26 protein-coding genes and 1 pseudogene are annotated in these 25330 nt (G+C 65.7%); 13 read left to right on the top strand and 14 right to left on the bottom strand.

Features of this window, described 5'->3' with window-relative positions; genetic code table 11:
* Positions 1–85: 85 nt before the first annotated feature.
* On the top strand, positions 86–1135 hold the full coding sequence (locus MYCSM_RS24625; RefSeq protein ID WP_015308889.1) for an NAD(P)H-dependent amine dehydrogenase family protein: 1050 nt from the start codon (positions 86–88) through the stop codon (positions 1133–1135).
* A 13-nt stretch (positions 1136–1148) separates the two neighbouring features.
* On the opposite strand, the gene MYCSM_RS24620 is transcribed toward MYCSM_RS24625, so the two are convergent.
* Positions 1149–1892 (bottom strand): SDR family NAD(P)-dependent oxidoreductase, encoded by a 744-nt coding sequence (locus MYCSM_RS24620; RefSeq protein ID WP_015308888.1) that lies wholly within the window; start codon positions 1890–1892, stop codon positions 1149–1151.
* The gene (locus tag MYCSM_RS24615; RefSeq protein ID WP_041312633.1) at positions 1889–2932 is read right to left on the bottom strand and encodes a zinc-binding dehydrogenase; all 1044 of its coding nucleotides are present in this window, start codon (positions 2930–2932) and stop codon (positions 1889–1891) included. The genes MYCSM_RS24620 and MYCSM_RS24615 overlap by 4 nt, the downstream gene beginning before the upstream one ends.
* 22 nt (positions 2933–2954) lie before the next feature.
* On the opposite strand from MYCSM_RS24615, the gene MYCSM_RS24610 reads away from it, so the two are divergent.
* The gene (locus MYCSM_RS24610) at positions 2955–3815 is read left to right on the top strand and encodes a class II glutamine amidotransferase (RefSeq protein ID WP_015308886.1); all 861 of its coding nucleotides are present in this window, start codon (positions 2955–2957) and stop codon (positions 3813–3815) included.
* Here the strand turns inward: MYCSM_RS24610 and MYCSM_RS24605 are convergent, their stop codons facing one another.
* Entirely contained in the window at positions 3816–4532 is a 717-nt protein-coding gene (locus MYCSM_RS24605; RefSeq protein ID WP_015308885.1) for an HAD family acid phosphatase, read from the bottom strand.
* Between the two features lie 37 nt (positions 4533–4569).
* Here MYCSM_RS24605 and MYCSM_RS24600 point away from each other — a divergent pair, with 37 nt between their 5' ends.
* Positions 4570–5427: a patatin-like phospholipase family protein gene (locus MYCSM_RS24600; protein ID WP_015308884.1), complete on the top strand. Its 858-nt coding sequence runs from the start codon at positions 4570–4572 to the stop codon at positions 5425–5427.
* A 1-nt stretch (position 5428) separates the two neighbouring features.
* On the opposite strand, the gene MYCSM_RS24595 is transcribed toward MYCSM_RS24600, so the two are convergent.
* Both MYCSM_RS24595 and MYCSM_RS24590 read right to left on the bottom strand, forming a co-directional pair.
* Complete coding sequence (locus tag MYCSM_RS24595) at positions 5429–6382, bottom strand: patatin-like phospholipase family protein (RefSeq protein ID WP_015308883.1); 954 nt, start codon at positions 6380–6382, stop codon at positions 5429–5431.
* 23 nt (positions 6383–6405) lie between these two features.
* On the bottom strand, positions 6406–6837 hold the full coding sequence (locus tag MYCSM_RS24590) for a lipoprotein LpqV (protein ID WP_051073810.1): 432 nt from the start codon (positions 6835–6837) through the stop codon (positions 6406–6408).
* 287 nt (positions 6838–7124) lie between these two features.
* Between MYCSM_RS24590 and MYCSM_RS24585 the strand changes: the two genes are divergently transcribed.
* Positions 7125–7676: a cysteine dioxygenase gene (locus MYCSM_RS24585; protein ID WP_015308881.1), complete on the top strand. Its 552-nt coding sequence runs from the start codon at positions 7125–7127 to the stop codon at positions 7674–7676.
* Positions 7676–8047 (top strand): rhodanese-like domain-containing protein, encoded by a 372-nt coding sequence (locus MYCSM_RS24580; protein WP_015308880.1) that lies wholly within the window; start codon positions 7676–7678, stop codon positions 8045–8047. The genes MYCSM_RS24585 and MYCSM_RS24580 overlap by 1 nt, the downstream gene beginning before the upstream one ends.
* Here the strand turns inward: MYCSM_RS24580 and MYCSM_RS24575 are convergent.
* From MYCSM_RS24575 to MYCSM_RS24565, 3 genes are read right to left on the bottom strand one after another with little or no spacing between them, the layout of a single operon-like run.
* A complete protein-coding gene (locus MYCSM_RS24575; RefSeq protein WP_015308879.1) occupies positions 8044–9738 on the bottom strand; it encodes an alpha/beta hydrolase in 1695 nt (564 codons plus the stop codon). The genes MYCSM_RS24580 and MYCSM_RS24575 overlap by 4 nt on opposite strands.
* A gap of 10 nt (positions 9739–9748) precedes the next feature.
* Positions 9749–10537 carry an enoyl-CoA hydratase gene (locus MYCSM_RS24570; RefSeq protein WP_015308878.1) on the bottom strand — a complete coding sequence of 263 codons (789 nt, stop codon included), beginning with the start codon at positions 10535–10537 and terminating at the stop codon, positions 9749–9751.
* A 2-nt stretch (positions 10538–10539) separates the two neighbouring features.
* On the bottom strand, positions 10540–11598 hold the full coding sequence (locus tag MYCSM_RS24565; RefSeq protein WP_015308877.1) for an enoyl-CoA hydratase/isomerase family protein: 1059 nt from the start codon (positions 11596–11598) through the stop codon (positions 10540–10542).
* Between the two features lie 158 nt (positions 11599–11756).
* Between MYCSM_RS24565 and MYCSM_RS24560 the strand changes: the two genes are divergently transcribed.
* Positions 11757–12605, top strand: coding sequence for a Bax inhibitor-1/YccA family protein (locus MYCSM_RS24560; RefSeq protein WP_015308876.1), 849 nt, complete (start codon positions 11757–11759; stop codon positions 12603–12605).
* Positions 12606–12766: 161 nt separating this feature from the next.
* Complete coding sequence (locus MYCSM_RS24555) at positions 12767–13630, top strand: endonuclease domain-containing protein (protein ID WP_015308875.1); 864 nt, start codon at positions 12767–12769, stop codon at positions 13628–13630.
* A gap of 54 nt (positions 13631–13684) precedes the next feature.
* On the opposite strand, the gene MYCSM_RS24550 is transcribed toward MYCSM_RS24555, so the two are convergent.
* Together MYCSM_RS24550 and MYCSM_RS24545 are read right to left on the bottom strand one after the other, a co-directional pair.
* Positions 13685–14902 (bottom strand): acetyl-CoA C-acetyltransferase, encoded by a 1218-nt coding sequence (locus MYCSM_RS24550; RefSeq protein ID WP_015308874.1) that lies wholly within the window; start codon positions 14900–14902, stop codon positions 13685–13687.
* Between the two features lie 32 nt (positions 14903–14934).
* Complete coding sequence (locus MYCSM_RS24545; protein ID WP_015308873.1) at positions 14935–15900, bottom strand: SGNH/GDSL hydrolase family protein; 966 nt, start codon at positions 15898–15900, stop codon at positions 14935–14937.
* A gap of 197 nt (positions 15901–16097) precedes the next feature.
* On the opposite strand from MYCSM_RS24545, the gene MYCSM_RS24540 reads away from it, so the two are divergent.
* From MYCSM_RS24540 to MYCSM_RS39130, 5 genes and pseudogenes are all read left to right on the top strand, one after another.
* Entirely contained in the window at positions 16098–17159 is a 1062-nt protein-coding gene (locus MYCSM_RS24540; protein WP_015308872.1) for an alpha/beta hydrolase fold domain-containing protein, read from the top strand.
* A 29-nt stretch (positions 17160–17188) separates the two neighbouring features.
* Complete coding sequence (locus tag MYCSM_RS24535; protein ID WP_015308871.1) at positions 17189–18583, top strand: cystathionine beta-synthase; 1395 nt, start codon at positions 17189–17191, stop codon at positions 18581–18583.
* Between the two features lie 118 nt (positions 18584–18701).
* Positions 18702–19385, top strand: coding sequence for an RDD family protein (locus tag MYCSM_RS24530; protein WP_015308870.1), 684 nt, complete (start codon positions 18702–18704; stop codon positions 19383–19385).
* Positions 19386–19403: 18 nt separating this feature from the next.
* Complete coding sequence (locus MYCSM_RS24525; RefSeq protein WP_015308869.1) at positions 19404–19961, top strand: RDD family protein; 558 nt, start codon at positions 19404–19406, stop codon at positions 19959–19961.
* A 13-nt stretch (positions 19962–19974) separates the two neighbouring features.
* Positions 19975–20241: pseudogene (locus tag MYCSM_RS39130) on the top strand (hypothetical protein); the annotation flags it as partial.
* An 804-nt stretch (positions 20242–21045) separates the two neighbouring features.
* Here the strand turns inward: MYCSM_RS39130 and MYCSM_RS24515 are convergent.
* The gene (locus MYCSM_RS24515) at positions 21046–22212 is read right to left on the bottom strand and encodes an acyl-CoA dehydrogenase family protein (protein ID WP_015308867.1); all 1167 of its coding nucleotides are present in this window, start codon (positions 22210–22212) and stop codon (positions 21046–21048) included.
* Between the two features lie 54 nt (positions 22213–22266).
* Between MYCSM_RS24515 and MYCSM_RS24510 the strand changes: the two genes are divergently transcribed.
* Positions 22267–23421, top strand: a complete 1155-nt coding sequence (locus MYCSM_RS24510; RefSeq protein ID WP_015308866.1) for a cystathionine gamma-synthase — start codon at positions 22267–22269, stop codon at positions 23419–23421.
* Here MYCSM_RS24510 and MYCSM_RS24505 read toward each other — a convergent pair.
* The 3 genes from MYCSM_RS24505 to MYCSM_RS24495 form a co-directional block, all read right to left on the bottom strand.
* Positions 23410–24075 carry a GOLPH3/VPS74 family protein gene (locus MYCSM_RS24505; RefSeq protein WP_015308865.1) on the bottom strand — a complete coding sequence of 222 codons (666 nt, stop codon included), beginning with the start codon at positions 24073–24075 and terminating at the stop codon, positions 23410–23412. The genes MYCSM_RS24510 and MYCSM_RS24505 overlap by 12 nt on opposite strands.
* 61 nt (positions 24076–24136) lie before the next feature.
* Positions 24137–24631 (bottom strand): transcription elongation factor GreA, encoded by a 495-nt coding sequence (gene greA, locus MYCSM_RS24500; RefSeq protein ID WP_015308864.1) that lies wholly within the window; start codon positions 24629–24631, stop codon positions 24137–24139.
* 238 nt (positions 24632–24869) lie between these two features.
* On the bottom strand, positions 24870–25292 hold the full coding sequence (locus MYCSM_RS24495) for a DUF4307 domain-containing protein (protein WP_015308863.1): 423 nt from the start codon (positions 25290–25292) through the stop codon (positions 24870–24872).
* Positions 25293–25330 lie beyond the last annotated feature (38 nt).

Genomic DNA, 25330 nt, shown 5'->3' with positions numbered 1-25330 from the left:
CCAATTGTCACCCGCGGCGGCTGTTTTGTGGTGTAGACCGGAGTAGAACGTGTTCTAGTTTTCCTACCGCTGTCAAGGAGTTGATATGGGCCTGCGGGTCGTGCAGTGGGCAACCGGGGGTGTCGGCGTCGCCGCCATCAAGGGCGTGCTGGAGCACCCTGACCTGGAACTAGCCGGGTGCTGGGTGCACTCGCAGGACAAGGCGGGCAAGGACGTCGGCTCGATCATCGGTGGTGAGCCGCTGGGTGTCATCGCAACCAATAGCGTCGACGAGATCCTGGCCCTCGATGCCGACGCCGTGGTGTACGCGCCGCTGTTGCCGAACCCCGACGAGGTGGCGGCGCTGCTGCGGTCGGGCAAGAACGTCGTGACACCGGTGGGCTGGGTCTATCCCAGCGAGCGGCAAGGTGCGTCGTTGCGCGAGGCGGCGTTGGAAGGCAACGCAACGTTGCACGGCACCGGAATGGCGCCTGGCGGCATCAGCGAGAAGTTTCCGCTGATGTTCTCCATCATGTCCACGGGCGTGACATTCGTTCGCGCCGAGGAGTTTTCCGACCTGCGGTCCTATGAGGCGCCGGATGTGGTGCGCCACATAATGGGCTTCGGCGAAGTGCCGGAGAAGGCGCTGTCGGGGCCGATGCAGAAGCTGCTCGACGGCGGCTTCATCCAGTCGGTTCAGATGTGTGTGGACAAGCTGGGTTTCAACGCCGACCCGAAGGTGCGGTCTACGCAGGAGATCGCGGTGGCGACGGCGCCTATCGACTCGCCGATCGGGGTCATCGAGCCGGGCCAGGTCGCTGCTCGAAAGTTCCACTGGGAGGCGCTCGTCGGCGACGAGGTCGTCGTGCTCGTGACCGTGAACTGGTTGATGGGTGAGGAAAACCTCGACCCCGCATGGACATTCGGCTCCGAGGGGCAGCGCTACGAGATCGAGGTCCGCGGCAACCCGGATATCACGGTGAGCATCAAGGGCTTTCAATCGGCAATCGGCGGTGAGGGTCCGGAGTACGGCATCGTCGGTACGGCCGCGCACTGCGTGAACTCGATTCCCGCGGTGTGCGCTGCCGAGCCCGGCATCGCCACGTATCTGGACCTGCCGTTGATGAGCGGCAAGGCGGCGCCGCGGTTGAGCTAGCACACAAGTCGCATCAGCGCGGCAGGATACCGCCGTCCAGCGTGACCACCTTGTTGGTCAGATACCCGTTGCGCAGCATGGCAATTGCCATGTCCGCCACCTCGGCGGGCCGGCCCGCGCGGCCGACCGGAATCGGCATCGGTGTGCGGGTGGCGCTATCCGGGTCGACGGGGAACATTCCGGTGTCGCCGATCAACGCAGGCGCCAACGTATTGACGGTGACGCCGTCGGCGGCCACCCGCGGCGCCAGGTGATGCATCAAGCCGTGCAGCCCAGCCTTGCTCGCGGCGTAATGGGCGCCGACGACGCCGCCGTTGAGGCCGGCCACCGACGAAACGAACAACACCCTTCCGAACCGCTTCTCTACCATCGCGGGCAGCACCTGCTGCGCCAGCAGAAACGGTGCCGTCAGGTTGATCGCCAGCGTCGCATTCCACGACTCGAGATCGATGTCCTGCCAACCCTTTACGTCTGCGGTGCCGGCGTTGGCGACCAGGATGTCGACGCCGCCCAGGTCACTCACGGCCCGCGCGACCAAGCGGGCCGGCGCGGCCGGGTCCGCCAGGTCCGCCGATCCGACGACGACGCGTCTGCCGACGCCGCGGGCGTGGGTGGCAACTTCCTCGGCATCATCAGCATGGCGGCCGTACGTCAGGAACAGATCCACGCCCTCGTCGGCGAGCGCCCGGGCGATGCCCTTGCCGATGCCGCCCGACGCGCCGGTCACCAAGGCCACCCGGGCCGCCAGCTCCGTCACGGCTGCACCAAGATCCGAATCGGGTTGCCCTCCTGGCGTTCCAGCTTCTCGATGCCGACCCTGACGTCCTCCAGGGAGACGACGTCGCTGATGGAGCGCGACAGATCAAGCCGGCCCAGGGACACCAAGGTGGCCAGTGTTTCGATGTCGACATTCTGGTAGCCCAGGTGGCCCACCACGTGCTTCTGCGTCAGTCCGAACATGCTGGTTGGACCAACGCTCGGAGCCTCGGCGCTCATCCCCACGCCGACGAGACGCCCGCCAACGGTGATGCAGTCGAGTGCCTGCTCGAACGTCGACTTCAGACCGACCGCATCGAAAGCCACATCCAACATTCTGCCGCCGGTGATCTCGGCGATCTTGTCGCGCAGCGCGGGGTCGCTTGCGTCCAGCGCGTGGTCGGCGCCCAATTCCAGCGCTCGGTCCAACACGGCGGGCTTGATGTCGATCGCGAGCACTGGCGCGGCACCGACGAGTCGGGCCAGTTGGACGATGTGCGTGCCGACGCCGCCGACACCCCACACGCCGACCGATTCTCCGATGCCCACCCGCCCGGTGCGCACCACCGCGCCGAACGGCGTGGACACCGCGTCGGCCAGGATCGCGGCCTGCTCGAGCAGCATGTTCTCGGGCACCCGGGTCAGGCCGACGGCCTGCGCGACCGTGTACTCGGCCCACGCGCCGTCATAGGCGAAGGCCATCAACTGAAGCCGCTGGCAATTGGGGATGTCGCCGCGCCGGCATTTCGGGCATGTTGTACAGGGCCTGCCTGCAGCGACGATCACGCGGTCGCCCTCTGACCAGCCGGTGACATCGGGGCCCAGCTTGGCGATAGTGCCCGACGCCTCATGGCCCTGCGTCACCACCGGCAGCTGTGCGGGGAAGGTGCCGTTGATCAGGCTGAGATCGGAATGGCAGATGCCGCAGAACGCGACCTTGACGAGCACCTCGCCGGGACCCGGCTCTGGAATCGGAACATCCTCCACCGCAATGGTTTTGGAGTCAGCGTAGAAACGCTCGGCACGCATGGTGTCAACCATTCCGTCACGCTACCATCGGGCCATGTGCCGACTGTTCGGCCTTCATGCCGACAAACGCGTGGTTACCGCGACGTTCTGGTTGCTCGATGCGCCCGATAACCTCGCCGAGCAGAGCAAGCGCAATCCCGACGGGACCGGGCTGGGGGTGTTCGCGGCCTGCGGTAAGCCGGGGGTTTACAAGCAACCGATCGCGGCCTGGCAGGACCAGGCGTTCGCGACCGAGGCGCACGAGCTGACCGGCACGACGTTCATTGCCCACGTCCGGTATTCGTCGAGCGCTGCGCTAGAGCCCCGCAACACCCACCCGTTCCTGCAGGACAACCGGATCTTCGCGCACAACGGCGTCGTCGAGGCGCTGGATGTGATCGACGCGCGGCTCGCCGACCTCGGCGTCGACGATTTGGTGGTCGGCGAGACGGACTCGGAGCGAATCTTCGCGTTGATCACCGGCTGCATCAGGCGCGGCGACGATGTCGGCGCGGGCATCGTCGACGCGATCGGTTGGCTGGCCCAAACCGTGCCGATCTTTGCGGTCAACATCCTGCTGAGCACGGCGACCGACATGTGGGCGCTGCGCTATCCCGAGACCCATGAGCTGTATCTCCTCGACCGCCGCGACGTGGACAACCGGCGGCTGCGGATGCGCAGCCCCCGCATCACCGCCCACTGCGACGAGCTGACGTCAGATGCCTCGGTGGTGTTCGCCAGCGAGCCGATGGACGACGATGACTGGCAGCCGCTGGCACCGGGGGAGTTGGTGCATGTCGACGACGACCTGCAGATCGAGCGTCGCATCGCATTCCCGGATTCACCCAAACATCAACTGCGCCATCAGGATTTGACCCCGCGGGCCGCGGCCTCCCAGCACGCCTCGGTGGCGTGATCAGGGAATGCGATAGAACGGGTTCGGCAGAAGGTAGGTCTGCTCGGAGAAGCCGCCGGCCAGGTCGGATGGTTGATCACCGAGATTCGCGATGATCGTGTAGCCCTGCTGCTCGATCTTCTCTCGCTGCGGCGCTTTGAAGTCCGCGGCCGAAACATAGTGGGCGCCAGCGGGTTCCATGATCAACTGGGTATAGCCCGTGTAGCCGACGGCCTGCAGATTGCGTTCGGTGGCCGTGCGCTGGGTCTCATCACGTCCGGTGATGAAGAAGATCGCCGCACCACGATCACGCACCGTCCTGAAGACGTCCATCGTCGGCTGGATCACCGTCGACTGCGCCCGCTGATCCCACGCGATCAAGCCGCACGGGCCTTGCGGCAATCGGTCGCAGGGGCCGTTGAAACGGCCAAAGTCGTTGGCTTTCAGACCTTCCCAGTTCGACAGCGCCGTCTCGTCGATATCGAAGACCACCGCTGGCCGGTCCACCCGCGGCGCCTCGTCGTTGATCCAGGAGATCGCAGGCGCGGTTGCGATCTGCAGGTCGGTCAGGTAGGCGCCGCTGTTGTAATAGTCGGTCGCGGTGAACTTCAGATCGCCGATGTTCGCGGGCTGCGCCGGCGGCGGGATGATCGGCTCGGGCGGTGCGGGCGGCTCGGCAACCGCGCTCGGTGCGAATCCGACTAACCCGCCGACGACCAGGGCTACGACAATGCGCATGTCTGGACCCTAACGGGGGCCTGGCACACTCGCTGCCGTGGCAACGAAACGCGCGCTGGTGCTGGCCGGTGGAGGGCTGGCGGGCATCGCATGGGAGACCGGCATTCTGCGGGGCATCGCCGACGAGTCGCCAGACACCGCGCAGGCCCTGGTGGACGCCGACGTGCTGGTGGGCACCTCGGCAGGATCGACGGTCGCCGCTCAGCTGAGCAGCGGACTAGGGCTGGACGCGCTGTTCGACCGGCAGACCACCACGTCATCGGCCGAGCTCAACCCCAATGTCGGCATCGACGAGATCACCGACATGTTCCTCGCCGCGATGCTGGCGCCGAACACGACGCAGGCGGAGAAGCTGCAGAAGATCGGCGCCGTGGCGCTGTCGACACCGACCGTCAGCGAAGCAGTGCGCCGCCAGGTGATCGCGCAGCGACTGCCTTCGCACGACTGGCCGCAGCGCGTGCTGCGGATCTCCGCGATCGACACCGCCACCGGCGAGCTGGTCACCTTCGACAACGACTCGGGTGTCGGCCTGGTCGACGCGGTGACCGCCAGCTGTGCTGTTCCGGCCGTCTGGCCGCCGGTCACGATCAGCGGCCGGCGTTACATGGACGGCGGCGTCGGCAGCAGCGTCAACATGAGGCTCGCGAACGACTGCGATGTCGCGGTGGTGCTGGTGCCGTCGGGCCGAAACACGCCGTCTCCGTTCAGCGCCGGTGCGGGCGAAGAGGTCGACGCGTTCGGCGGCGCCACGTTCGGGGTGTTCGCCGACGCCGCGTCGATCGCCGCGTTCGGTCCCAATCCACTGGATCCCGCCTGCCGCAAGCCTTCCGCGCTGGCTGGCCGTGAGCAAGGCCGACGGACCGCCGCTGCGATCGCGGACTTCCTCGGCAGCTGAATCAGCTTTCCTGCGTTGACTTTTCGAGCTCGTCGAGCACAGCGACGGCCAGCTCGCGGCCGATGTCGATGACCTCGGCCGCGCGATAGAACTCCAGGCTTCGGCATGCAGTCCGCGGCACCTCGACCAACACATCGGGCGGATACGCCGCCAGCGTGTGCCGTGCCAGCGCCGCCTGCGCGATGTCGATGGTCCGATTCATCACCTCGAAGCTCCCCAGCCGCGGCACTTGCTCAACCGGACCTACTGGCTCTTCCTTGGATACGTCGACCAGTTCCTCGGCGGACTCGTCGGGAGCGGCACCCGTGCGTTCGAACAACGCGGTCGTGCTTCGCCACATCCGGCTCAACCATTCGGAGGTCGCTCGCGGTTCGGTTTCGGTCGGCTCGTAGCGGCCGCCCGTCTCGCTGCCCGCCAAACTGACCGCGATAGTGAGGTCCGCGTTGACGGCGGCGATCGGCGCCATCGGCAACGGGTCGAGGATGCCGCCGTTGGCGAGCAACCGTCCGTCGAACACGTGCGGGGTGATCACGCCTGGGATGGCGATCGAGGCCCGGATTGCCGCATCCACCGGACCACGTTGCAGCCAAACGGATTTCCCCGATAGCAGGTCGGTGGACACCTCGGTATAGGGAATCGGCAGCTCCTCGATTGTCACTTCGCCGAGAATGTCGCGGACAGCGTCCAGGATCTTCTCCGCGCGCAGCACTCCCGCGGCGGCGATCGACGGATCGAGCAGCCGCAGCACCGCCCGCTGTGTCAATGACTTGGCCCAGTCGGAGAATTCGTCGAGCTTGCCCGCGGCCTGCAACCCGCCGACGAGGGCACCCATCGACGACCCTGCGATCCCGACGATGTCGTAGCCGCGGTCGCGCAGTTCGTCGATGACGCCGATGTGGGCGTATCCGCGCGCGCCGCCGCTGCCAAGAGCGAGCGCGACACGCTTTGAAGCCATACCGCTATTTTGCGCCGGTGCGGCTACTCACACTGGCCGTTGCCCGCGGCGGTGATGGCCACGATGACGCCCGCCTGTTGCGCAGGCGTCAGGTTTGCCCACGGGGTATTGAAGTTCCCCGGCCCGATGAAGTCGGGCGCCTGGATCAGCTTCAGGTACGGCTCGACGAGCGTCTTCGGGTCGTCGGCGTGCTGCTCGTCCATCCAGACCTTGGCCGCATGGCAGGCCTGCCCGTACTGCGATTCCGTTGCGTCGGCCGGGACGTCGACCCTGGTGGTGACGCCGCCGGGGGAGACGCCGATCGCTCCTGGCTGTGCGGGTGCCGCAGGCAGAGGCGGCGGCTCGCTCGTAGAGGTCGTCGGCGTCGACGGCTTCTGTTCATTCGACGAACACCCGGCGATCGCGAGCACCATCAAAGCAACCAACAGGACGACGCGTTGGGGGTACCTGCGCATGCCGCCCAATCTATGCAACGCGACCGCGCCCGCTCTGGCGCCTCGTCCCATAACGGGACACCGAGTTAAGTTCATCGTGAATCTAGTGAGATTAGCGCGCTTGAGCAGGCCGGTTACCGAAACGCGTGGATGCGGCCCCGGTGTGCGCCGCCGCGCCCCCATTAAGCGATGCCACACTGGTGGCCGTGACGATCGGATTTCTCGCGCGGGCCATCGGCCCCCTCGGCGAGTGTTGTCGGCCCTAGCGCCGACCGCCCGATCCGTTCCCGTCATTTCTGGAGTCCGTCATGGTTTCCGCACAGCCTGCTGTGTTGTCCTCTGCCGCCCCCGCAGTGTCCTCGCCGACCCGCCTGCGGCTGCCGGACCTGATGCAAGCCACCGATCGCTACGCCGACGACGTACTTTCGGGCCGATTCGAGAGGTTGCTGCCCGCCGACGGGCCACCGACGGATGAGCGCTGGTTCACTCGACTGCACGGCGACGACGAACTCGACGTCTGGCTGATCAGTTGGGTGCCGGATCGCTCGACCGAGTTGCACGACCACGGCGGCTCGCTGGGCGCGCTGACGGTGGTGTCCGGTGCACTGCGGGAGACCCGTTGGGACGGCGAGGCGTTGCGCCGCCGCCGCCTTCGGGCCGGCGATCAGGCCGCCTTCCCGCTCGGTTGGGTGCATGACGTCGTCTGGACACCCGAGCGGGATCTGTCGACGCCGGTCAACCCCACGCTCAGTGTGCATGCATATTCCCCGCCGCTGACGGCGATGTCCTACTACGAGGTGACTGAGCGGAAGACATTGCGCCGCAAGCGAACCGAACTCACAGATGCTCCGGAGGGATGATGAGTCGAATCGAAAGGGTGCTGGATCAGGCCCGCTCGCGGCTGCGCAGGCTCTCTGCGCGTGAGGTGCCCGCGGCACTCGAGCGTGGTGCGCTCTTGGTCGATATCCGTCCGCAGGCTCAGCGTGAGCGCGAGGGCGACGTGCCCGCCGCTCTGGTGATCGAGCGCAATGTGCTCGAGTGGCGCTGCGATCCGACAAGCGACGCCAGGTTGCCGCAGGCCGTCGGTGACGACGTCGAATGGGTCGTGCTGTGCTCGGAGGGTTACACCTCGAGCTTGGCCGCCGCTGCGCTCGTCGATCTCGGACTGCACCGCGCCACCGACGTGGTCGGCGGCTACCACGCTTTGAAGGCCGAAGGTGTTCTGGTCTAAGCGTTTTCGTCGTTTGATAGCAGGGGGCGCAGCTTCTCGGTCTTCTCCGGCGTCCAGCCCGGTGGCTGCAGAATGGCGGCCCAGGCGTTGGCGACGTCCCTGACGTAGACATGGCCGTGCCCGTCGGGCACGTCGACCGCGACGGCCATATCGGCGGACACCTGAAGGAACGTCACGATCGGGATCCACTCCATCCGCGGCGACAGGTCGTAGCCGCGTGGTTCCTTCAGCCAATCCGGTTTGGAGAACAGCAGATCGACGTTCCACCACGCGATCGGATCGGAAGCGTGCTGCAGGTACACCACCCTCGGGTGGCCCCACGGATCCGCTGGCCTGCCGAGGTTCTCTGAACGCGCCGCGAAGCGGACGTTGTCGCCCTTGTCGTAGATGGGTAGCCACATCGGGGAGTCCTTGTCGCGGTTGCGAGTCAGGTCTTCCCAGATCGTGTTGTTGAACGTCGGCCCGGAGAACAGCGCGCCGTCGGTGCGAGCGATGAGGTTGTTGAGGGCGAGGAACGGCGCCTCGCCACCAAACGAGCCCAGGCTTTCACCGAATACGACGAGCTTCGGGCGCTTGCCCTCGGGTAGCTCCCTGACCAAGGCGTCGACGGCTTCGAACAGCGCCTGGCCGGCCTGGCGCGCGTTTTCCTTGTCGACCAAGAACGACAGCCAGCTCGGCAGGAACGAGTACTGCATCGACACGATCGCGGTGTTGCCGTTGTACATGTACTCCAGTGCGGACGCCTCCGCCTCGTTGATCCAGCCGGTGCCGGTGGTGGTCGCGACGGCGACCACGGCGCGGTCCAGCCCGCCCTCGCGGCGCAGCTCTTCGGCGGCCAGTTTGGCGGTCGCCTTGATGCCGTCGGCGGAATGCAGTCCCGCGTAGGCGCGGATCGGTTCGATCGCCGGTGCGCCGTTGAACGTGGTGAGCTCGTCGACCGTCGGGCCTGCGGACACGAACACCCGGCCCTGATGGCCCAACGACTCCCAGCTCGCCAGCGACTCCGGCCCGCCTGACCGCAGCCTCGACGTCGGCGCCGGGAAATCGGGGTCGGTCTCGTCGTTGACGGCCGAGAACGTCTTGTTGATGGTGCTCATGGCGAAACGAGCCACCACGCCGTTGAGCAGCGCGATGGTCAACGCGAGAAGCAGGCCTACGACGATGACGGCCGAAATACGCGGCGGCACAAAGCGATCCCCTTTGCGCACTAGGAAGCGCACGAATCTGCCTATCAGCTGGCCGATTTCGACCAACGCGAACAGCACAACGATCGACAGGACCGCAGTCAGCGGGTGGTCCCAGAACCCAAGGCGCGGAACGCCGTTGAGGTCGCGCACATCGTCCTGCCAGATGTGGAAGTAGATGATCATCAGAATCTGACCGATGACACCGATGACCAGAAGTCCTAGCCACGCTTGCCGCGGTGCCGGCGGGCTGGTGTCCTTCGAGCGCATGTAGCGCACCAGCCATACCGCGAACACGCCGATGGCGTAACCGATGGCGCCTGCGGCACCGCTGACGATGCCTTGGAACAACGGCCCGCGCGGCAGCAGCGACGGCGTCAGCGAGAGCCAGATGAAGACCAGGCCGACGGCCGTGCCGGTGAAGGTGTAATGCCGCTCCCACCACGGCTTCTTGGCGGGCTTCTCCTGCGGAGGGGTGTCCTCGGTGGTCTCCGCCGTGTCCGTCACGGACGGAAATTTACCTGTGCGTGAAGTTCGGGGGGCGTTTCTCGGTGAACGCGTTCATGCCTTCGGTCTGGTCGTCGGTGGCAAACGCAGAGTGGAACAGCCGGCGCTCGTAGAGCAGCCCTTCGGCCAGCGTGCTTTCGAACGCGCGGTTGACGGCCTCCTTCGCCATCCGAGACGCCGATAGCGACATACCTGCGATGGTCTTCGCGACGGCGTTTGCTTCGTCGAGCAGCTTGTCGGCGGGCACCACGCGCGACACCAGGCCGGCGCGGTCGGCTTCTTCGGCATCCATGTTGCGACCGGTGAGGATCAGGTCCATCGCCTTGGCCTTACCGATCGCACGGGTGAGCCGTTGCGAGCCGCCCATCCCGGGCAGCACGCCGAGCTTGATCTCGGGCTGGCCGAATTTCGCGGTATCGGCGGCGATCAGCAGATCGCACATCATCGCCAGCTCGCAGCCACCGCCGAGCGCGTAACCCGCGACCGCGGCGATGGTGGGGGTTCGGGTGGCGGCGAAGCGGCCCCACGCCGCGAAGAAGTCCGCGGCGAACACGTCGGCGAACGACAGCTCGGCCATCTCCTTGATGTCCGCGCCGGCGGCGAACGCCTTCTCGCCGGAGCCCGTGACGATGATCGCTCCGATGCCCGGGTCGTTGTCGAATTCGGCTGCAGCCGTGACGACTTCGTTCATCACCTGACTGTTGAGCGCATTGAGCGCCTTCGGTCGGTTCAGCGTGATGGTGCCGACGCGATCGTCACGGGTGACCAAGATAGCGGAGAATCTGGTCTCGTCATTCATCTTTAGAACTCCAGTTCGCGGTCGGCCGGCGCGAAGTAGGCCTCGACGTCGGCGGTGGTGACGGCCGCCAGCGACGCAGGCGACCATTTCGGGTTGCGGTCCTTGTCGATGACCTGGGCGCGGATGCCCTCAACTAGATCATGCGAGCGCGAGGATCCGCAGGACGTCCGATACTCCTGGCGCAGCACGTCTTCCAGTGTGTCGAGCTTGGCGGCGCGACGGATGGCCTCCAGCGCCACGGAGACCGCGATGGGGGAGCGGCTGGCGATCAGGTTGGCTGCGTCGACGGCGGCGATGCCGCCAATGCGGCCGGCGGGGCTCGTGTCATGTGCGCGCAGCGCCGCAATGATGTCCTCGGCGGTGTCGCCGGCGTAGCAGCGGTCGATCCAATCCTGCTGCGCCAGTAGCTGACTCGGGGGCGGCTTTTGCGTGTACGCGGCCAGCGCAGCTTCGATGCCGTCGGCGATGATCGCATCCTTGAAGGCGGACAACTTGTCGTGGGGCACGAAATGGTCGGCGAAGCCGAGCGCGATCGCGTCTGCGCCGTCGAAGTTGGCGCCCGTCAGCGCGGCGTGAAGGCCGAGCCGCCCCGGTGCCCGAGACAAAATGAGCGTGCCGCCGACGTCGGGGATCAGGCCGATACCGACTTCGGGCATCGCCATTTTCGTGGTGTCGGTGACGACGCGGACACTGCCGTGCGCGCTGACCCCGACGCCGCCGCCCATCACGATGCCGTCCATCAGCGCGATATATGGCTTGTTGAAACGACCTATCTGCGCGTTGAGCAGATACTCGTCGTACCAGAACTGTCGCGCCTCGGCGCCGTCAGCGCGCGCACTGTGATAGATCACGACGATGTCGCCGCCGGCGCACAGGCCACGCTCACCGGCGCCGTCGACTACGACCGCCCGCACGCTGTCGTCCTGCTCCCAGTCGGCGAGCACCTTCGACATCGTGGTGACCATGGGGTGGGTCAGCGAGTTGATCGCCTTGGGGCGGTTGAGGGTGATCAGGCCGAGGCCGTTCTCAACAGTTACTAGGACATCCTCGTTTTCCGCCACGCTTATGCAATCTAGATCGTCGCCCGGATAACGCCAGCGCCGGGTAGGGTTTCCTGTGAACTAGCTGGGAGATTCTCTCGGGAACCGATGCCAGGTAGTTGAACGTTGAGAGTGTGTTCGCCAACTTGCCGAACCACAGCACACGAGAGGAACCGACGGTGCGCGAGACCAGCAACCCGGTATTTCGATCCCTGCCTAAGACGCAGGGCGGTTATGCGCAATTCGGTACCGGAGCCGCCGGCTACGGTACGCAGGCGGTACAGGCCGATCCATACGCCGGCGCGTACCCCGAGCAGCGGCAGGCGGGCGTTGCGCGGCCGCTGACCATCGACGACGTCGTCACCAAGACCGGCATCACGCTCGGCGTGTTGGCAGCGGTCGCGGTGGCCGCCTACTTCTTGGTCGCGCAGAACCTCGCGCTTGCCACGCCGCTGCTGATGGTTGGGATGATCGGTGGCCTGGTGCTCATCCTGGTCGCGATCTTCGGCCGTAAGCAGGACAACCCGGCGATCGTGCTGAGCTACGCGGCATGTGAAGGCCTGGTCGTCGGCGCGTTCTCGTTCGTGGTCGCCAATTTGATGGTGTCGGGCATCAGCGCGGGCGCGCTGATCAGCCAGGCCATCGTGGGCACGTTCGGCGTGTTCTTCGGCATGCTCGTGGTGTACAAGACCGGCGCCATTCGCGTGACGCCGAAGTTCACCCGCTTCCTTGTTGCCGCAGGCTTCGGTGCCGTCGTGCTGATGCTCGTGAACCTGGTGATCGGGCTGTTCACCCACAGCGCCGGACCGCTGCGCGACGGTGGCCCGATGGCGATCCTGTTCTCGCTCTTGATGATCGGCCTCGCGGCGTTCTTCTTCCTGGCGGACTTCGATCAGGCCGACCAGGCGATCCGCGCAGGTGCGCCGGAGAAGGCGGCGTGGGGCATCGCGCTCGGCCTGACCGTCACGCTGGTCTGGCTGTACCTGGAGATCCTGCGGCTGCTGTCTTACTTCAATAGCAGTAACTAGCAGCCCGACGAAAAGGCCCGGCACGAAATGTGCCGGGCCTTTGTCGTTGATTCTGCGCATAGGGCGTTGCGCCGAAACTGCTCACAGATCGCCATTCATCCACAGATTGCGATCTGTGAGCAGTTTCGCGGAGGCTGACGAGCGACAGTCGAGTCATGGAGATGCTCGACGGTCCGTTTATCGGCAGTGAGGCGATAAACAATGGCGCGATTCGGAAGCATGAACTTCGAGCCGAATACCGCCCGGAGTTCCCGGATGTCTACGTACCGAAAGATGCGGTGTTGACGCTGCGTGAGCGCGCGAGGGCCGGTTGGCTGTACTCGCATCGTGAAGGTGTCATAGCGGGCGTGACGGCGTCGGCGCTCCATGGGGCGAGATGGGTGGATAACGACCTACCGATCGAGCTGATCTGGTCCAACGCCCGGCGGCCGCGCGGGCTTCGGACATATGACATGCGGCTTCGCGCTGACGAATTGGCGGAGTACGAACAGATGCGCATCACGACTGTCGAACGCAGCGCCTTCGACATCGGACGCAGAGGTCGACTCGACGATGCTGTTGCTCGCCTCGACGCACTCGGTAATGCAACGCGCTTCAAGGCCGACGATGTGCGTGTGATCGCTGATCACCACCGCGGTGCCCGCGGGATGCTTCAGCTACGCGTCGCGCTCGATCTGTACGACCCCGGCGCAGAGTCGCCGAAGGAAACGTGGTTGCGGCTCTTGATGATTCGCGCTGGATATCCGCGACCGCAGACGCAGATTCCGGTGCCGAGACCGGATGGCCGTGGCTGGTATTACCTCGACATGGGTTGGGAGGACCTGAAGCTCGCCGTTGAGTACGACGGTGAGCAGCATCGCAACGACCCGGCTCAGTTCGCTTATGACATCCTCCGGTCCGAGGATCTCGACGTGATTGGCTGGACGCGGATCAGGGTCGTCAAAGCGAATAGTTCGGTGGACGTTCTCCGTCGACTGGATCGCGCGTGGCGGTCGAAACTGCGCACAGATCGTGAAATTTCGTGAATGCGCGATCTGTCCGCAGTTTCGCAGCAGAAACGAAAGCCAGTGGAACGCTGGCTACGCCAGCCGTTCGACGATCATCGCCATGCCCTGGCCGCCGCCGACACACATCGTCTCCAGACCGAACTGCTTGTCATGGGTCTGCAGGTTGTTCAGCAGCGTCGCAGTGATGCGGGCGCCCGTCATACCGAACGGGTGACCCAGCGCGATCGCGCCGCCGGACACGTTCAGCCTGTCGAGGTCCATCCCCAACTCGCGTGCCGAGCCCAGCACCTGCACCGCGAACGCTTCGTTGATCTCGTACAGGTCGATGTCGTCGATCGTCATGCCCGCGTTGGCCAGTGCCTTCCGCGTCGCCTCGATCGGACCGAGGCCCATGATCTCCGGTGACAGCCCCGACACGCCCGTCGCGACGATGCGCGCCAACGGCGTCAGCCCCAATTCGCGAGCCTTGGCGTCCGACACCACGACCACCGCGGCGGCGCCGTCGTTCAGCGGGCACGCATTGCCCGCGGTGATCGTGCCGTTCGGCCGGAACACCGGCTTGAGCTGGCTGATCTTCTCGTAGGTGGTGCCTGCGCGTGGCCCGTCGTCCTTGGAAACCGTCGAGCCGTCGGGCAGTGTCACCGGGACGATCTCGCGATCGAAGAAGCCGTTGTTGATGGCCTCCTCGGCGCGGTTCTGGCTGCGCACACCCCAGTGGTCCTGGTCCTCGCGGCTGATGCCGGTGTGGATCGCGACGTTCTCGGCCGTCTGACCCATCGCGATGTACACGTCGGGCAGCAGCCCGTCGGCACGCGGATCGTGCCACTCTTCGGCGCCGGCCGAAGCCTGCATTGAGCGCTGCTCCGCATCGGAGAACAGCGGGTTGTGCGAGTCCGGCCAGCCGTCAGAAGTGCCCTTCGGGAACCGCGAAACCGTTTCCACCCCAGCGGAAATGAACGCGCTGCCCTCGCCTGCCTTGATCGCGTGGAAGGCCATCCGCGTGGTCTGCAGCGACGACGAACAGTACCGGTTGACGGTGGTGCCGGGCAGGAAGTCGTAGCCAAGTTCGACGGCTACCGCACGGCCGATGTTGAAGCCGGCTTCACCGCCAGGCTGCCCGCATCCCATTATCAAGTCGTCGATCTCGCGGGGGTTGAGCCCCGGCACCTTGTCCAGCGCCGCGCGCACCATCTGGGCGGCCAGGTCATCCGGCCGCATATCGACCAGTGAACCCTTGCCTGCGCGGCCGATCGGCGAACGCGCGGTCGAAACGATGACGGCTTCAGTCATGACGGCTCCTCGTATCGAGTGATAGGAGAAACCTAGCTGGCGGGCACCACGATGGGTGCGGGCACCCCGGTCGAGCGACGCCACAGCCTGCGTACGTTGGTCACGCGGGCCAGCAACGAGCTGTGATCGGCCGATCGCTGCTCCAAAGCGTCTTGGGCGACCGGGTGACCGATGAACTCCGGCAAAGCTTTACCGAGCGCGGGCAGCAGCTGGCTGGCCGCCAACGCGTATCCGGCGGCCGACGGGTGAAACATGTCGTGGGAGAACAGCACCTCGGGCATCTTTCGGAATTCGGGCGCCAGCAGGTCCGAGAACGGAACGGGCACACCGCCAGCCGACCGGATCTCTGAGGCCTGCGCGCGCGCCAGCCGCAGCCCGCGGCTGCGTGCCACCCAGCGCAGTGGCTGCGGGATCGCGGTGATCACCCCGAAGTCCGGGCAGGTGCCGACCACAACGACGGCGCCGCTGGCGCGCAACCGCCGCACCGCCCGGCCCACCCTGCGCGCCGACGGCCCGATGCCGTTCGGCTTGGTGATGTCGTTGGCGCCGATCATGATCACGGCAGCATCCGGCGGCGGGCCGGCGACGAACATCGCGTCGATCTGGCCCGACAGCCCCTTCGACGTCGCGCCCACGATCGCCTTGGTGCTGAGCCGCACGCGCTTGCCGGATTCCTCGGCCAGCCCCCGCGCGATCAGCACACCGGGCAGCTCGTCGGCGACCTGGCAGCCGTAGCCCGCAGCAGTGGAGTCGCCGAAGATCATCAGGTGCAGATCGAACGGGATCCCGCGGTGCCACTTCTCGAATGGACCGCCGCCGGGCGCATATACGCCGTCGGCGCGCGGGGGGATGTCCCACGACTTGGGTATGACCTGTCGCGCCTGGTCAGCCTGCCCGCTCAGTAGGTTACGGGCCCCGACGTAAACGGTGCCCGTGGAAGCCAGCCCGGCTGCCGCCGCCAGGGCGATGGTCGACCGACGCCCCACACGAATGCGCACGGGACAAGTTTATGTGGGAAATCGGGGGCTTTCCGCGTGGCAAGACCCGGCCGGCGGTCACATTGCGGTATCAAGTCCGGTATCGATTTTGAAAAGTTAATTGTTGAATGGTCTATAGGGTGTCAAGCTAACCTCGTTGGGTTAGCCCAGTTAAGTCTGGGGCACCCCGGCACTACACAGGCGTAGGAGTGGTGGCGATGACGGCACCGAGCAAGGTATCGAGAGCGTCTCATGCTGGCGTCAGCCCAGCTAGCTCGCGTAGACCACGAAAATTTCCGGTCAGTGACGGCGCGCCCGTAGAGGTTGTCGAAGACGGTCCCAGTCTCGCTGGGCGGCTGACTGCTCTCGCGGCTCTGCTAACTATTCGACCCACGCTAGCAATCGGTAGTTATGCGCCACGCCTGCCCTGGCCATGGGGTTTGGTCGACTTCGTTTCGCGTGTCATGCGGCCAACTCCCGGCACCGTTCGCGCCACCATATCTTTGCCGCATTGCACTGCGCAGCTGGTCCGCGCCGGTGGCGTACTTCCCGCTGACGGCAAGCACAGCGTCATTCTCTACATGCACGGCGGCGCGTTCCTCACCTGCGGCGCCAACTCGCACGGTCGAATGGTGACCGCGCTCTCGAAATTTGCCGACAGCCCGGTGCTACTCGTCAACTACCGCATGATCCCCAAGCACTCCGTGGGGCAAGCGCTCGACGACTGCTACGAGGCCTACAAGTGGCTGCGCCTCAAGGGCTACGAACCCGACCAGATCGTGCTTGCAGGCGACTCCGCGGGCGGGTACCTGGCCCTGGCGCTGGCCGAGAAGCTGCAACAGGAGGGCCTGGCCGGGGAGACGCCGGCCGCCATAGTGACCATGTCGCCGCTGTTCGAGATCGACAACGAAACCCGGGCCAACCACCCGAACGTCCGCACCGATGTGATGTTCCCGCCCAAGGCATTTCACGCGCTCGTCGAGCTAATCGAAGAGGCCGCCGAACGACATATCGTCGACGGCAAGCCCGAAGAGGTCTACGAGCCACTCGACCACATCGAGCCCGGACTTCCGCGCACGCTGATTCATGTGTCCGGATCCGAGGTTCTGGTCAGCGACGCCCGCAAGGCCGCACACATGTTGGCCGCCGCCGGCGTGCCGGTTGAGGTGCGCGTCTGGCCCGGCCAGATGCATGTGTTCCAGCTGGCCGCCCCCATGGTGGCCGAGGCCAGCCGGTCGCTGAAGCAGATCGGCGATTACATCCGAGAGGCGACCTGGTAGTCGATTCTCGGGCCTGAGACGATGGACGCATGCGCATCGCCCGGCACATCAGTGAGCTCATCGGCAATACGCCTCTGGTACAGCTGAACTCAGTTGTTCCCGACGGCGCCGGCACCGTCGCGGCGAAGATCGAATACCTCAACCCCGGCGGCAGCGCCAAGGACCGCATCGCGGTCAAGATGATCGACGCCGCCGAGGCCAGCGGTGAGCTCAAGCCCGGCGGCACCATCGTCGAGCCGACCTCCGGCAACACCGGCGTCGGGTTAGCTCTGGTAGCCCAGCAGCGCGGTTACAAATGCATCTTCGTCTGCCCCGACAAGGTCAGCGAGGACAAGCAGAATGTGTTGCGCGCCTATGGCGCCGACGTGGTGGTGTGCCCGACTGCTGTGCCGCCCGATCATCCGGACAGCTATTACAGCGTCTCCAATCGGCTGGTCGAAGAGATCGATGGCGCGTGGAAACCCGACCAGTACTCCAATCCGATGGGGCCGGCCAGCCACTACGAAACGACGGGCCCCGAAATCTGGGCCGACACCGACGGCAAGGTCACGCACTTCGTCGCGGGCGTCGGCACCGGCGGCACCATCACCGGTGCTGGCCGCTACCTCAAGGAAGTTTCCGGCGGGAAGGTCAAGGTCGTCGGTGCCGACCCCGAGGGATCGGTGTACTCCGGGGGCACCGGGCGGCCCTACCTGGTCGAGGGCGTCGGCGAGGACTTCTGGCCGTCGGCATACGACCCGACGGTGCCCGACGAGATCATCGCGGTCTCCGACGCCGACTCCTTCGAGATGACGCGGCGCCTCGCGCGCGAAGAAGCACTATTGGTAGGCGGCTCGTGCGGCATGGCCGTCGTCGCCGCGGCCAAGGTCGCCGAGAAGGCCGGCCCTGACGCGCTGGTGGTCGTGCTGCTGCCCGACGGCGGAAGAGGCTATCTCTCAAAGGTTTTCAACGATGCGTGGATGTCGTCGTACGGCTTCCTGCGCACTCGGTTGGACGGTTCGGTCGAGGAGTCGACGGTCGGTGACGTACTGCGGGGCAAGTCGGGTGCGCTGCCCGACCTGGTCCACACGCATCCGTCGGAAACCGTGCGCGACGCGATCAGCATCCTGCGTGAGTACGGCGTGTCGCAGATGCCGGTCGTCGGCGCAGAGCCGCCGGTGATGGCGGGTGAGGTCGCAGGCAGCGTGTCGGAGCGGGAACTGCTGTCTGCGGTGTTCGAGGGCCGGGCGAAGCTCGCCGACGCGGTATCGGTGCACATGAGCCCGCCGCTGCCGTTGATCGGTGCAGGGGAACTGGTCAGCAATGCGGCCAAGACGCTGCGCGAATGCGATGCGGTGATGGTGGTTGAGGAAGGCAAGCCGGTCGGCGTGCTGACCCGTCACGACCTGCTGGGCTTTCTGTCCGACGGCAAAACCCGCCGATAGTGATATGCCCGACGCGGGTTTTCATGATCGAATCCGGGTGGAAAGCCCTGCTATTGGGGACCTCTCAGGTTAGGGTGAGCACGCTCGTTGCCAGCTAATTCCACACTGGAAGGCGTCCATGACCGATCAACCGCCACCACCTCCTGGTAACTATCCGCCTCCGCCACCTCCACCCGGTGGTTATCCGCCACCTCCTCCGCCGCAGGGCTTTGGTTACCCGCCGCCTCCACCTCCGCCTGCCGGTGGTGGTTACCAACAGTCGCCGCAGGTCGCGACCGGCTATCCACCGTCTGCTCCCGCCGGTGGTCTGGCGTTGCCCCAAGAGGCGTACACGCCGTGGCCCACCCGCGTGCTGGCGTATCTCATCGACGCCATCCCGATCATCATCCTGGAAGCCATCGGATGGGGATTGCTCCTCGGCACCCGCGAAACGGCATGCATCACCGACACATCCGAGTACAACCTCGGCGAGTACTGCGCGACCGGTGCGTCGACGCTTGGCCAGGTGTCGATGATCGTCGTGGGAATCATCGCTTTCGCGTATTGGGTCTGGAATTTCGGCTACCGCCAGGGCACCACGGGCTCGAGCATTGGCAAGGGCATCATGAAGTTCAAGATCGTCAGCGAAAAGACCGGCCAGCCAATCGGTTTCGGGATGTCTTTTGTGCGCGAGCTCATCTACCTGGTGGCCGCCGGCATCTGCGGCATCATTTGGCTCGTCGCCGTCCTGTTCCCGCTATGGGACCAAAAGCGGCAGACGTTGGTGGACAAGATCATCAGCACGGTCGCACTCCCGATCTAGGCGACTTCTGGAGATTCAGTGACCGACCAGCCCCCCTCGTCACCGCCGGCGGCCGCGTTGCCGAAAGAGGCGTACACAGCGTGGTTTACGCGCGTTGTCGGATACGTCATCGACATCGTGCCCGCGGCGGTGGTGCTGGGTATCGGGGCGGGCATCGCCTTCGGCACAGCCGCCAACCAGTGCACGGGCGGCAGCGGCCAGTACGAATACGGCTACTACTGCACCTCGTCGATGACGGCTTTCGGCATGATCGCCTACATCGCGGCGTATCTCGTCGCGTTCGCCTATGGGATCTGGAATGTGGGCTACCGCCAGGGCACCACCGGCCAGAGCATCGGCAAGTCGGTGATGAAATTCAAAGTGATCAGCGAGAAGACCGGCCAGCCAATCGGTTTCGGCATGTCGATCGTCCGTCAGATCGCCCACGTCGTCGACGCGATCATCTGCTACATCGGTTTCCTGTTCCCTTTGTGGGATGCCAAACGGCAGACCATCGCTGACAAGATCATGTCGACGATATGTGTGCCGATAGAACAGTCGGCGCTCAATCCGCAACCGCTGCCGCCGCAGCAGTAATGAGGAAGGGTCAATGACCGATCAACCGCCCCCGCCGCCGGGGAACAATCCGCCCCCACCACCCGGTGGTTACCCGCCGCCGCCTCCCCCGGGCGGCTACCCGCCACCGCCTCCGCCGAGCGGTTACCCACCCCCGCCACCCGGCGGCGGCTACCCACCGCCTACACCGCCGGGTAGCTATCCGCCACCGCCCCCACAGAGCTATCCACCGCCGCCACAGGGTTATCCGCCCCCTTCGGCGGGTGGTTATCCGCCACCTGGTGGATACCCGCCGCCCGGTGGATTTGCGCCTGCGGCGCCACAAATCAGCGTCGGCGAGGCCTTCTCGTGGGCATGGGGTAAGTTCCGAGAGAACGCCGCGGCGCTCGTCGTGGCGACGTTGGTTTACGCGGTGATCGTGGGTGTGCTCTACGGCATCGTCTACGGCATCGCGTTCGCGTTGGCTCCCAGCCCCGTCACCACGTACGACTCGTATGGCGGCGGTTTCGAGTATTCGGCGAGCAGCTCGCTCGGCGTTGCGAGTATCGCCGTGTTGGTGCTCGGCGGGATCGTGCTGTTGGTCGCGGTCGCGGCGATTCAGTCCGCGTACTACGGTGGAGCGCTGGATATCGCGAACGGACAACCTGTTTCGATCGGGTCCTTCTTCAGGCCCCGAATGGTCGGCAGCGTCATCATCGCGACAGTGCTCATCGGCATTGCGTCCGTAATCGGTTCGCTCTGCTTCATTTTGGGCATCGTGATCGCGATCTTTACGCTCTTCACCGCTGTCGCTATCGTCGACCGAAGCCTGTCGCCGATAGACGGCATCAAGGCGAGCATCGACATCGCCAAGGTGAACTTCGTTCAGGTGCTTCTGACCTGGCTGCTGGCAGCTGTGATCTTCACTGTCGGTCTGATCGCGTGCGGCGTTGGGGTGCTTGTCTCCGCCCCCGTTTCCGTGCTCTATGTGGTGTACGCCTACCGTCGCCTCACCGGCGGGCAGATCGCTGCGCTGAATCCGCAGCCGCTGCCGCCGGGGCCGCCGCGGCAGTTCGGTGGGCCACCACCGCAGCAGTTCGGTCCACCGCCACAGCAGTAACGACGCTCATCGGAAGGCGCTGACGCCCGTCAGCGCCTCTCCGATGACCAACTGGTGTACCTCGGACGTGCCCTCGTAGGTCAGCACGGACTCCAGATTGTTGGCGTGCCGGATCACCGGATATTCGAGTGTTATTCCGTTGGCGCCCAACAGCGTTCGGCATTGCCGCGCTATCTTGATCGCCTCACGCACGTTGTTGAGTTTGCCGACGCTCACCTGCTCCGGCCGGATACGGCCGTCGTCCTTGAGTCGGCCAAGGTGCAGCGCAAGCAATTGCGCCTTGCCAAGCTCGACCGCCATATCCGCGATCTTGGCCTGCGTCAGTTGATATCCCGCAAGCGGCTTTTCGAACACTTCGCGGGTGCCGACGTAATCCAGAGCGGTCTCCAAGCAGTCGCGGGCGGCGCCGACGCTGCCGAACACGATGCCGAACCGCGCCTCGCTCAGGCAGGCGAGCGGACCCGAAAGGCCCGAGGCGTCGGGCAATTGAGCGTCAGCGGGTAACCGCACATCGTCGAGATGCAGCTCCGAGGTGACCGATGCGCGCAGCGACAGCTTGTGCGTCATATCGCGCGCCGAAAAGCCCTTGGTGCCTGCGGGCACGACGAAGCCGATGATGCCCTCCTTGGAACGGGCCCAAACAATCGCGACGTCGGCCACCGAACCGTTGGTGATCCACATCTTCGAACCGTTGAGGATCCAGTCCGATCCGTCGCGGCGCGCGGTGGTGCGCATGCCGCCGGGGTTGGAGCCGAAGTCCGGCTCGGTCAGCCCGAAGCAGCCGATGACGTCCCCGGTGGCCATCGCGGGCAGCCACTGCTTGCGCTGCTCCTCGCTGCCCCAGCGGTAGATCGCGAACATCGCCAGCGACCCCTGCACCGAGACCAGGCTGCGCAGACCGGAGTCGACGGCTTCGAGCTCCTGGCACACCAGGCCGTAGGCCGTCGCGGTCGAGCCGCCACAGCCGTAGCCCTTCAGGTGCATGCCCAGCACGCCGAGCTTGCCAAGATCGGCGGCCAGTTCGCGAACCGGCACCTCGCCTGCCTCGAACCAGTCGGCGATGTGCGGGCGCAGTCGTTGTTCGCCGAACCGGCGCACCGTCTGCCGCAACTCGATGTCTTCGGGCGTCAACAGCGTGTCGAGGTCGAGCAGGTCTTCGATCCGGGTAGGCATGGTCCATGTCTACACCGGCGAAGCGGCCATCCGGGCCTCGATACGCTGAGCGGGATGACTGAGCACAAATACCAGGGCCTGGCCACGAAGGCCATCCACGCGGGTTTTCGACCAGACCCGGGCACCGGCGCGGTCAACGCCCCGATCTACGCGAGTTCGACGTTCGCGCAGGACGGCGTCGGCGGGTTGCGCGGAGGATTCGAGTACGCCCGCACCGGCAACCCGACGCGCGCGGCGCTCGAGGCGTCGCTGGCCGCGGTGGAGGAGGCGACGTTCGGGCGGGCCTTCTCCTCAGGTATGGCGGCCACCGACTGTGTGCTGCGCGCGGTGCTCCGGCCAGGCGATCACATCGTCATGCCCGACGACGCCTACGGTGGTACCTTCCGGCTGATCGACAAGGTGTTCACGCAGTGGGGGATCGGCTACTCGGCGGTCGCGCTGTCTGACGTCGACGCTGTCCGCGAGGCGATCACACCGAAGACGCGCATGATCTGGTTGGAGACACCGACCAACCCATTGCTGTCGGTCGCCGACATCTCCGCGATCGCACAACTAGCGGCGCCGTCGAACATAAAGGTGTTGGTGGACAACACGTTTGCCTCGCCCGCACTGCAGCAGCCGCTGACGCTCGGCGCCGACATCGTGCTGCATTCGACGACGAAATACATCGGCGGACACTCCGATGTGGTCGGCGGCGCGCTGTTGACGAACGACGAAGAACTCGACAACGCGTTCGCCTTCCTGCAGAACGGCGCGGGCGCGGTGCCGGGTCCATTCGATGCGTACTTGACGATGCGCGGGCTCAAGACGCTGGTGCTGCGGATGCAGAAGCACAGCGAGAACGCCGCAACGGTAGCCGAGTTCCTCGACAACCATCCGGCAATCGAAACCGTGCTCTATCCGGGCCTGCCCAGCCATCCCGGCCACGAAGTAGCCAAGCGACAGATGAGCGCTTTCGGCGGCATGGTGTCGGTGCGAATGCGTGGCGGACCGCAAGCGGCGCACGACTTCTGCTCTCGGACAGAGATTTTCATTCTTGCTGAGTCGTTGGGCGGGGTCGAGTCGCTGATCGAATATCCGGGCGCGATGACGCACGCGTCGACCGCGGGCTCGCAGCTGGAGGTGCCCGACGACCTGGTGCGACTGTCGGTCGGCATTGAAGATCCCGCCGACCTGCTCGCCGACGTGGAGCAGGCGCTAAGAAGCTAGCGCGCTTCGCACCGCCGACGCGGTGATCGCCAGATTCACCTCGGGCAGCGCGGTCGGATACTCGTCAACCCAACTGCCCATGGCGATTTCGCCTGCGCGCGCGTGCACCCACCGCCAGCCGCGGTCATTGAGGCTCAGCAGCGCTCCGAGACCGTCGACGGCGTGCAGCAGCGAGATGATGGCCGCTGTCGGCGGGGCGGGCGGTCTGCGGTCGAACAACGACGCCAGCAGCGCCGAGCGTGCGTGTGCGACCCGGTCCCTGTTGATCAACGGCCAGGCATAGGGATGGCCAAACCGTCTGGAGTTCAACCGAACACGGCGGATCTGGCCCATGTACTCCAGGTAGTTGGCGAGGTTCTCCTCGGTGTGCTTGGACAGCCGCTTGACCGCAGTCGCGGGACGCAGCGGCCGTCGCTGCAACAGCTCGAACGCGGGTGCGACCACCGGATCCATTGGGCCTGGCGCCGATAGCGCCACTAGCCGGCCGGTCTCAACCGGCTCACCGGCCATCGCGGGCCGGATTCGACAAGCGAGCGCGAGATCGAGCAACACCGCGCCGGTGAGCACCCGCTCCCGGCGGGAGCGGTCAAGGCCCGGCTGCGCGGACGCGTTGTCCAGTAGCAGCAGAAAAAGGTCCTCGGCGATCTGCGCCATAGGCGGACTGTAAACCGCGCCCTGACGTGGTCGCGACTTAGGGACGCGGCTGAGCCGCGACCTAGGAGTGGTAGGGCTCGGCGCTGACCAGCGTCACCTTGACGGTGTTGCCGTTAGGCACCTGATAGCTGCGGGTCTCGCCCACCTTCGCGTCGATCAGCGCGCCGCCCAGCGGCGAGTTGGGGGAGTACACCTCGAGCTTGCCGTCCGAAACGCCCTCCTGGCGGGTGGCGATCAGGAACGTCTCGGTGTCGCTCTTGTCGTCGTCGTAGTAGACCTTGACCACGGAGCCGGGCAGCGCCACGCCGGACTGCTTGGGGGCCTCGCCCACCTTGGCGTTGTTCAGCAGCTCCTGCAGCTGGCGGATGCGGGCCTCCTGCTGGCCCTGCTCCTCGCGGGCGGCGTGATAGCCGCCGTTCTCGCGCAGATCGCCCTCTTCGCGGCGGTCGTTGATCTCGGCTGCGATGACCGGTCGGTTGGCGATCAGCTGATCGAGCTCTGCCTTCAGCCGGTCATACGCCTCCTGGGTCAGCCAGGTGACCTGGGTGTCGGTCATGTCTTCGCGCTCCTGTCGTCGTTGCTCTCGCGCTTGTTCGCGTAAGAAGTCTCGTGTCTACGGCGCCGGGAGCTTCCTGCGTGTATTGCCGCGATCATCAACGCCTAACCCGCGCACAAAAAGCAGCAATACACGGCCCCAGCAGGAACCGTGTATCGGACCATTCTAGCACCGTCGCGACAGCGGATTTTTACATTTCGGCTGCTCGCCGTTTGCTGCGCCGACGTCTGCGGTCCGCCTAGGAAGCCACCAGGTACGACGGCACGTCGGTGCCGCAACCGTAGACGTCGCCGACCACCGGCGGTTTGCTGGTCTTGACGATCGTCGTCACCTGCACGGTCTTTTGCGTCGACGGACTGACCAGCACCTCGCGGCGGCCGGTTTCGCTGCCGTCGATCGAGCGGGCCCGGACGATGCACACCACCGGCCGGGACGGGTCGTCGCGGGTCACGGTGACCGTCACCTGCACGGTTTGGTCGTCGACCAGCTGATAGCCGCCCAGCTCGCCCTTGACCTCGCCGGTGCCGAGCCGCTGTGAGGCGATCACGGCGATCGCAATGCCGACCCCGAGCACCAGGACACCCAGGAGGATGGCGATCCAGCGGCGGTTGGTCCGCGACAGCCGCTGCGGCCCGTAGCGGGCGGTGGGACGCTCGATCATCTCGTTTTGCAAACCCGTCGGTCGGATAGATCTACTAG

Source organism: Mycobacterium sp. JS623 (assembly GCF_000328565.1).
In the GTDB taxonomy this organism is placed as follows: domain Bacteria; phylum Actinomycetota; class Actinomycetes; order Mycobacteriales; family Mycobacteriaceae; genus Mycobacterium.
The sequence above is the reverse complement of the archived record's forward strand: the minus strand, read 5'-3'. Positions and strand labels throughout refer to the sequence as shown.

Coding starts and splice junctions, on each gene's coding strand:
- MYCSM_RS24625 (WP_015308889.1), top strand. CDS start 86: ATGGGCCTGCGGGTCGTGCAGTGGGCAACCGGGGGTGTCGGCGTCGCC.
- MYCSM_RS24615 (WP_041312633.1), bottom strand. CDS start 2,932: ATGGTTGACACCATGCGTGCCGAGCGTTTCTACGCTGACTCCAAAACC.
- MYCSM_RS24610 (WP_015308886.1), top strand. CDS start 2,955: ATGTGCCGACTGTTCGGCCTTCATGCCGACAAACGCGTGGTTACCGCG.
- MYCSM_RS24605 (WP_015308885.1), bottom strand. CDS start 4,532: ATGCGCATTGTCGTAGCCCTGGTCGTCGGCGGGTTAGTCGGATTCGCA.
- MYCSM_RS24595 (WP_015308883.1), bottom strand. CDS start 6,382: ATGGCTTCAAAGCGTGTCGCGCTCGCTCTTGGCAGCGGCGGCGCGCGC.
- MYCSM_RS24590 (WP_051073810.1), bottom strand. CDS start 6,837: ATGCGCAGGTACCCCCAACGCGTCGTCCTGTTGGTTGCTTTGATGGTG.
- MYCSM_RS24585 (WP_015308881.1), top strand. CDS start 7,125: ATGGTTTCCGCACAGCCTGCTGTGTTGTCCTCTGCCGCCCCCGCAGTG.
- MYCSM_RS24580 (WP_015308880.1), top strand. CDS start 7,676: ATGAGTCGAATCGAAAGGGTGCTGGATCAGGCCCGCTCGCGGCTGCGC.
- MYCSM_RS24570 (WP_015308878.1), bottom strand. CDS start 10,537: ATGAATGACGAGACCAGATTCTCCGCTATCTTGGTCACCCGTGACGAT.
- MYCSM_RS24555 (WP_015308875.1), top strand. CDS start 12,767: ATGCTCGACGGTCCGTTTATCGGCAGTGAGGCGATAAACAATGGCGCG.
- MYCSM_RS24550 (WP_015308874.1), bottom strand. CDS start 14,902: ATGACTGAAGCCGTCATCGTTTCGACCGCGCGTTCGCCGATCGGCCGC.
- MYCSM_RS24540 (WP_015308872.1), top strand. CDS start 16,098: ATGACGGCACCGAGCAAGGTATCGAGAGCGTCTCATGCTGGCGTCAGC.
- MYCSM_RS24535 (WP_015308871.1), top strand. CDS start 17,189: ATGCGCATCGCCCGGCACATCAGTGAGCTCATCGGCAATACGCCTCTG.
- MYCSM_RS24530 (WP_015308870.1), top strand. CDS start 18,702: ATGACCGATCAACCGCCACCACCTCCTGGTAACTATCCGCCTCCGCCA.
- MYCSM_RS24515 (WP_015308867.1), bottom strand. CDS start 22,212: ATGCCTACCCGGATCGAAGACCTGCTCGACCTCGACACGCTGTTGACG.
- MYCSM_RS24510 (WP_015308866.1), top strand. CDS start 22,267: ATGACTGAGCACAAATACCAGGGCCTGGCCACGAAGGCCATCCACGCG.
- MYCSM_RS24505 (WP_015308865.1), bottom strand. CDS start 24,075: ATGGCGCAGATCGCCGAGGACCTTTTTCTGCTGCTACTGGACAACGCG.
- greA (WP_015308864.1), bottom strand. CDS start 24,631: ATGACCGACACCCAGGTCACCTGGCTGACCCAGGAGGCGTATGACCGG.
- MYCSM_RS24495 (WP_015308863.1), bottom strand. CDS start 25,292: ATGATCGAGCGTCCCACCGCCCGCTACGGGCCGCAGCGGCTGTCGCGG.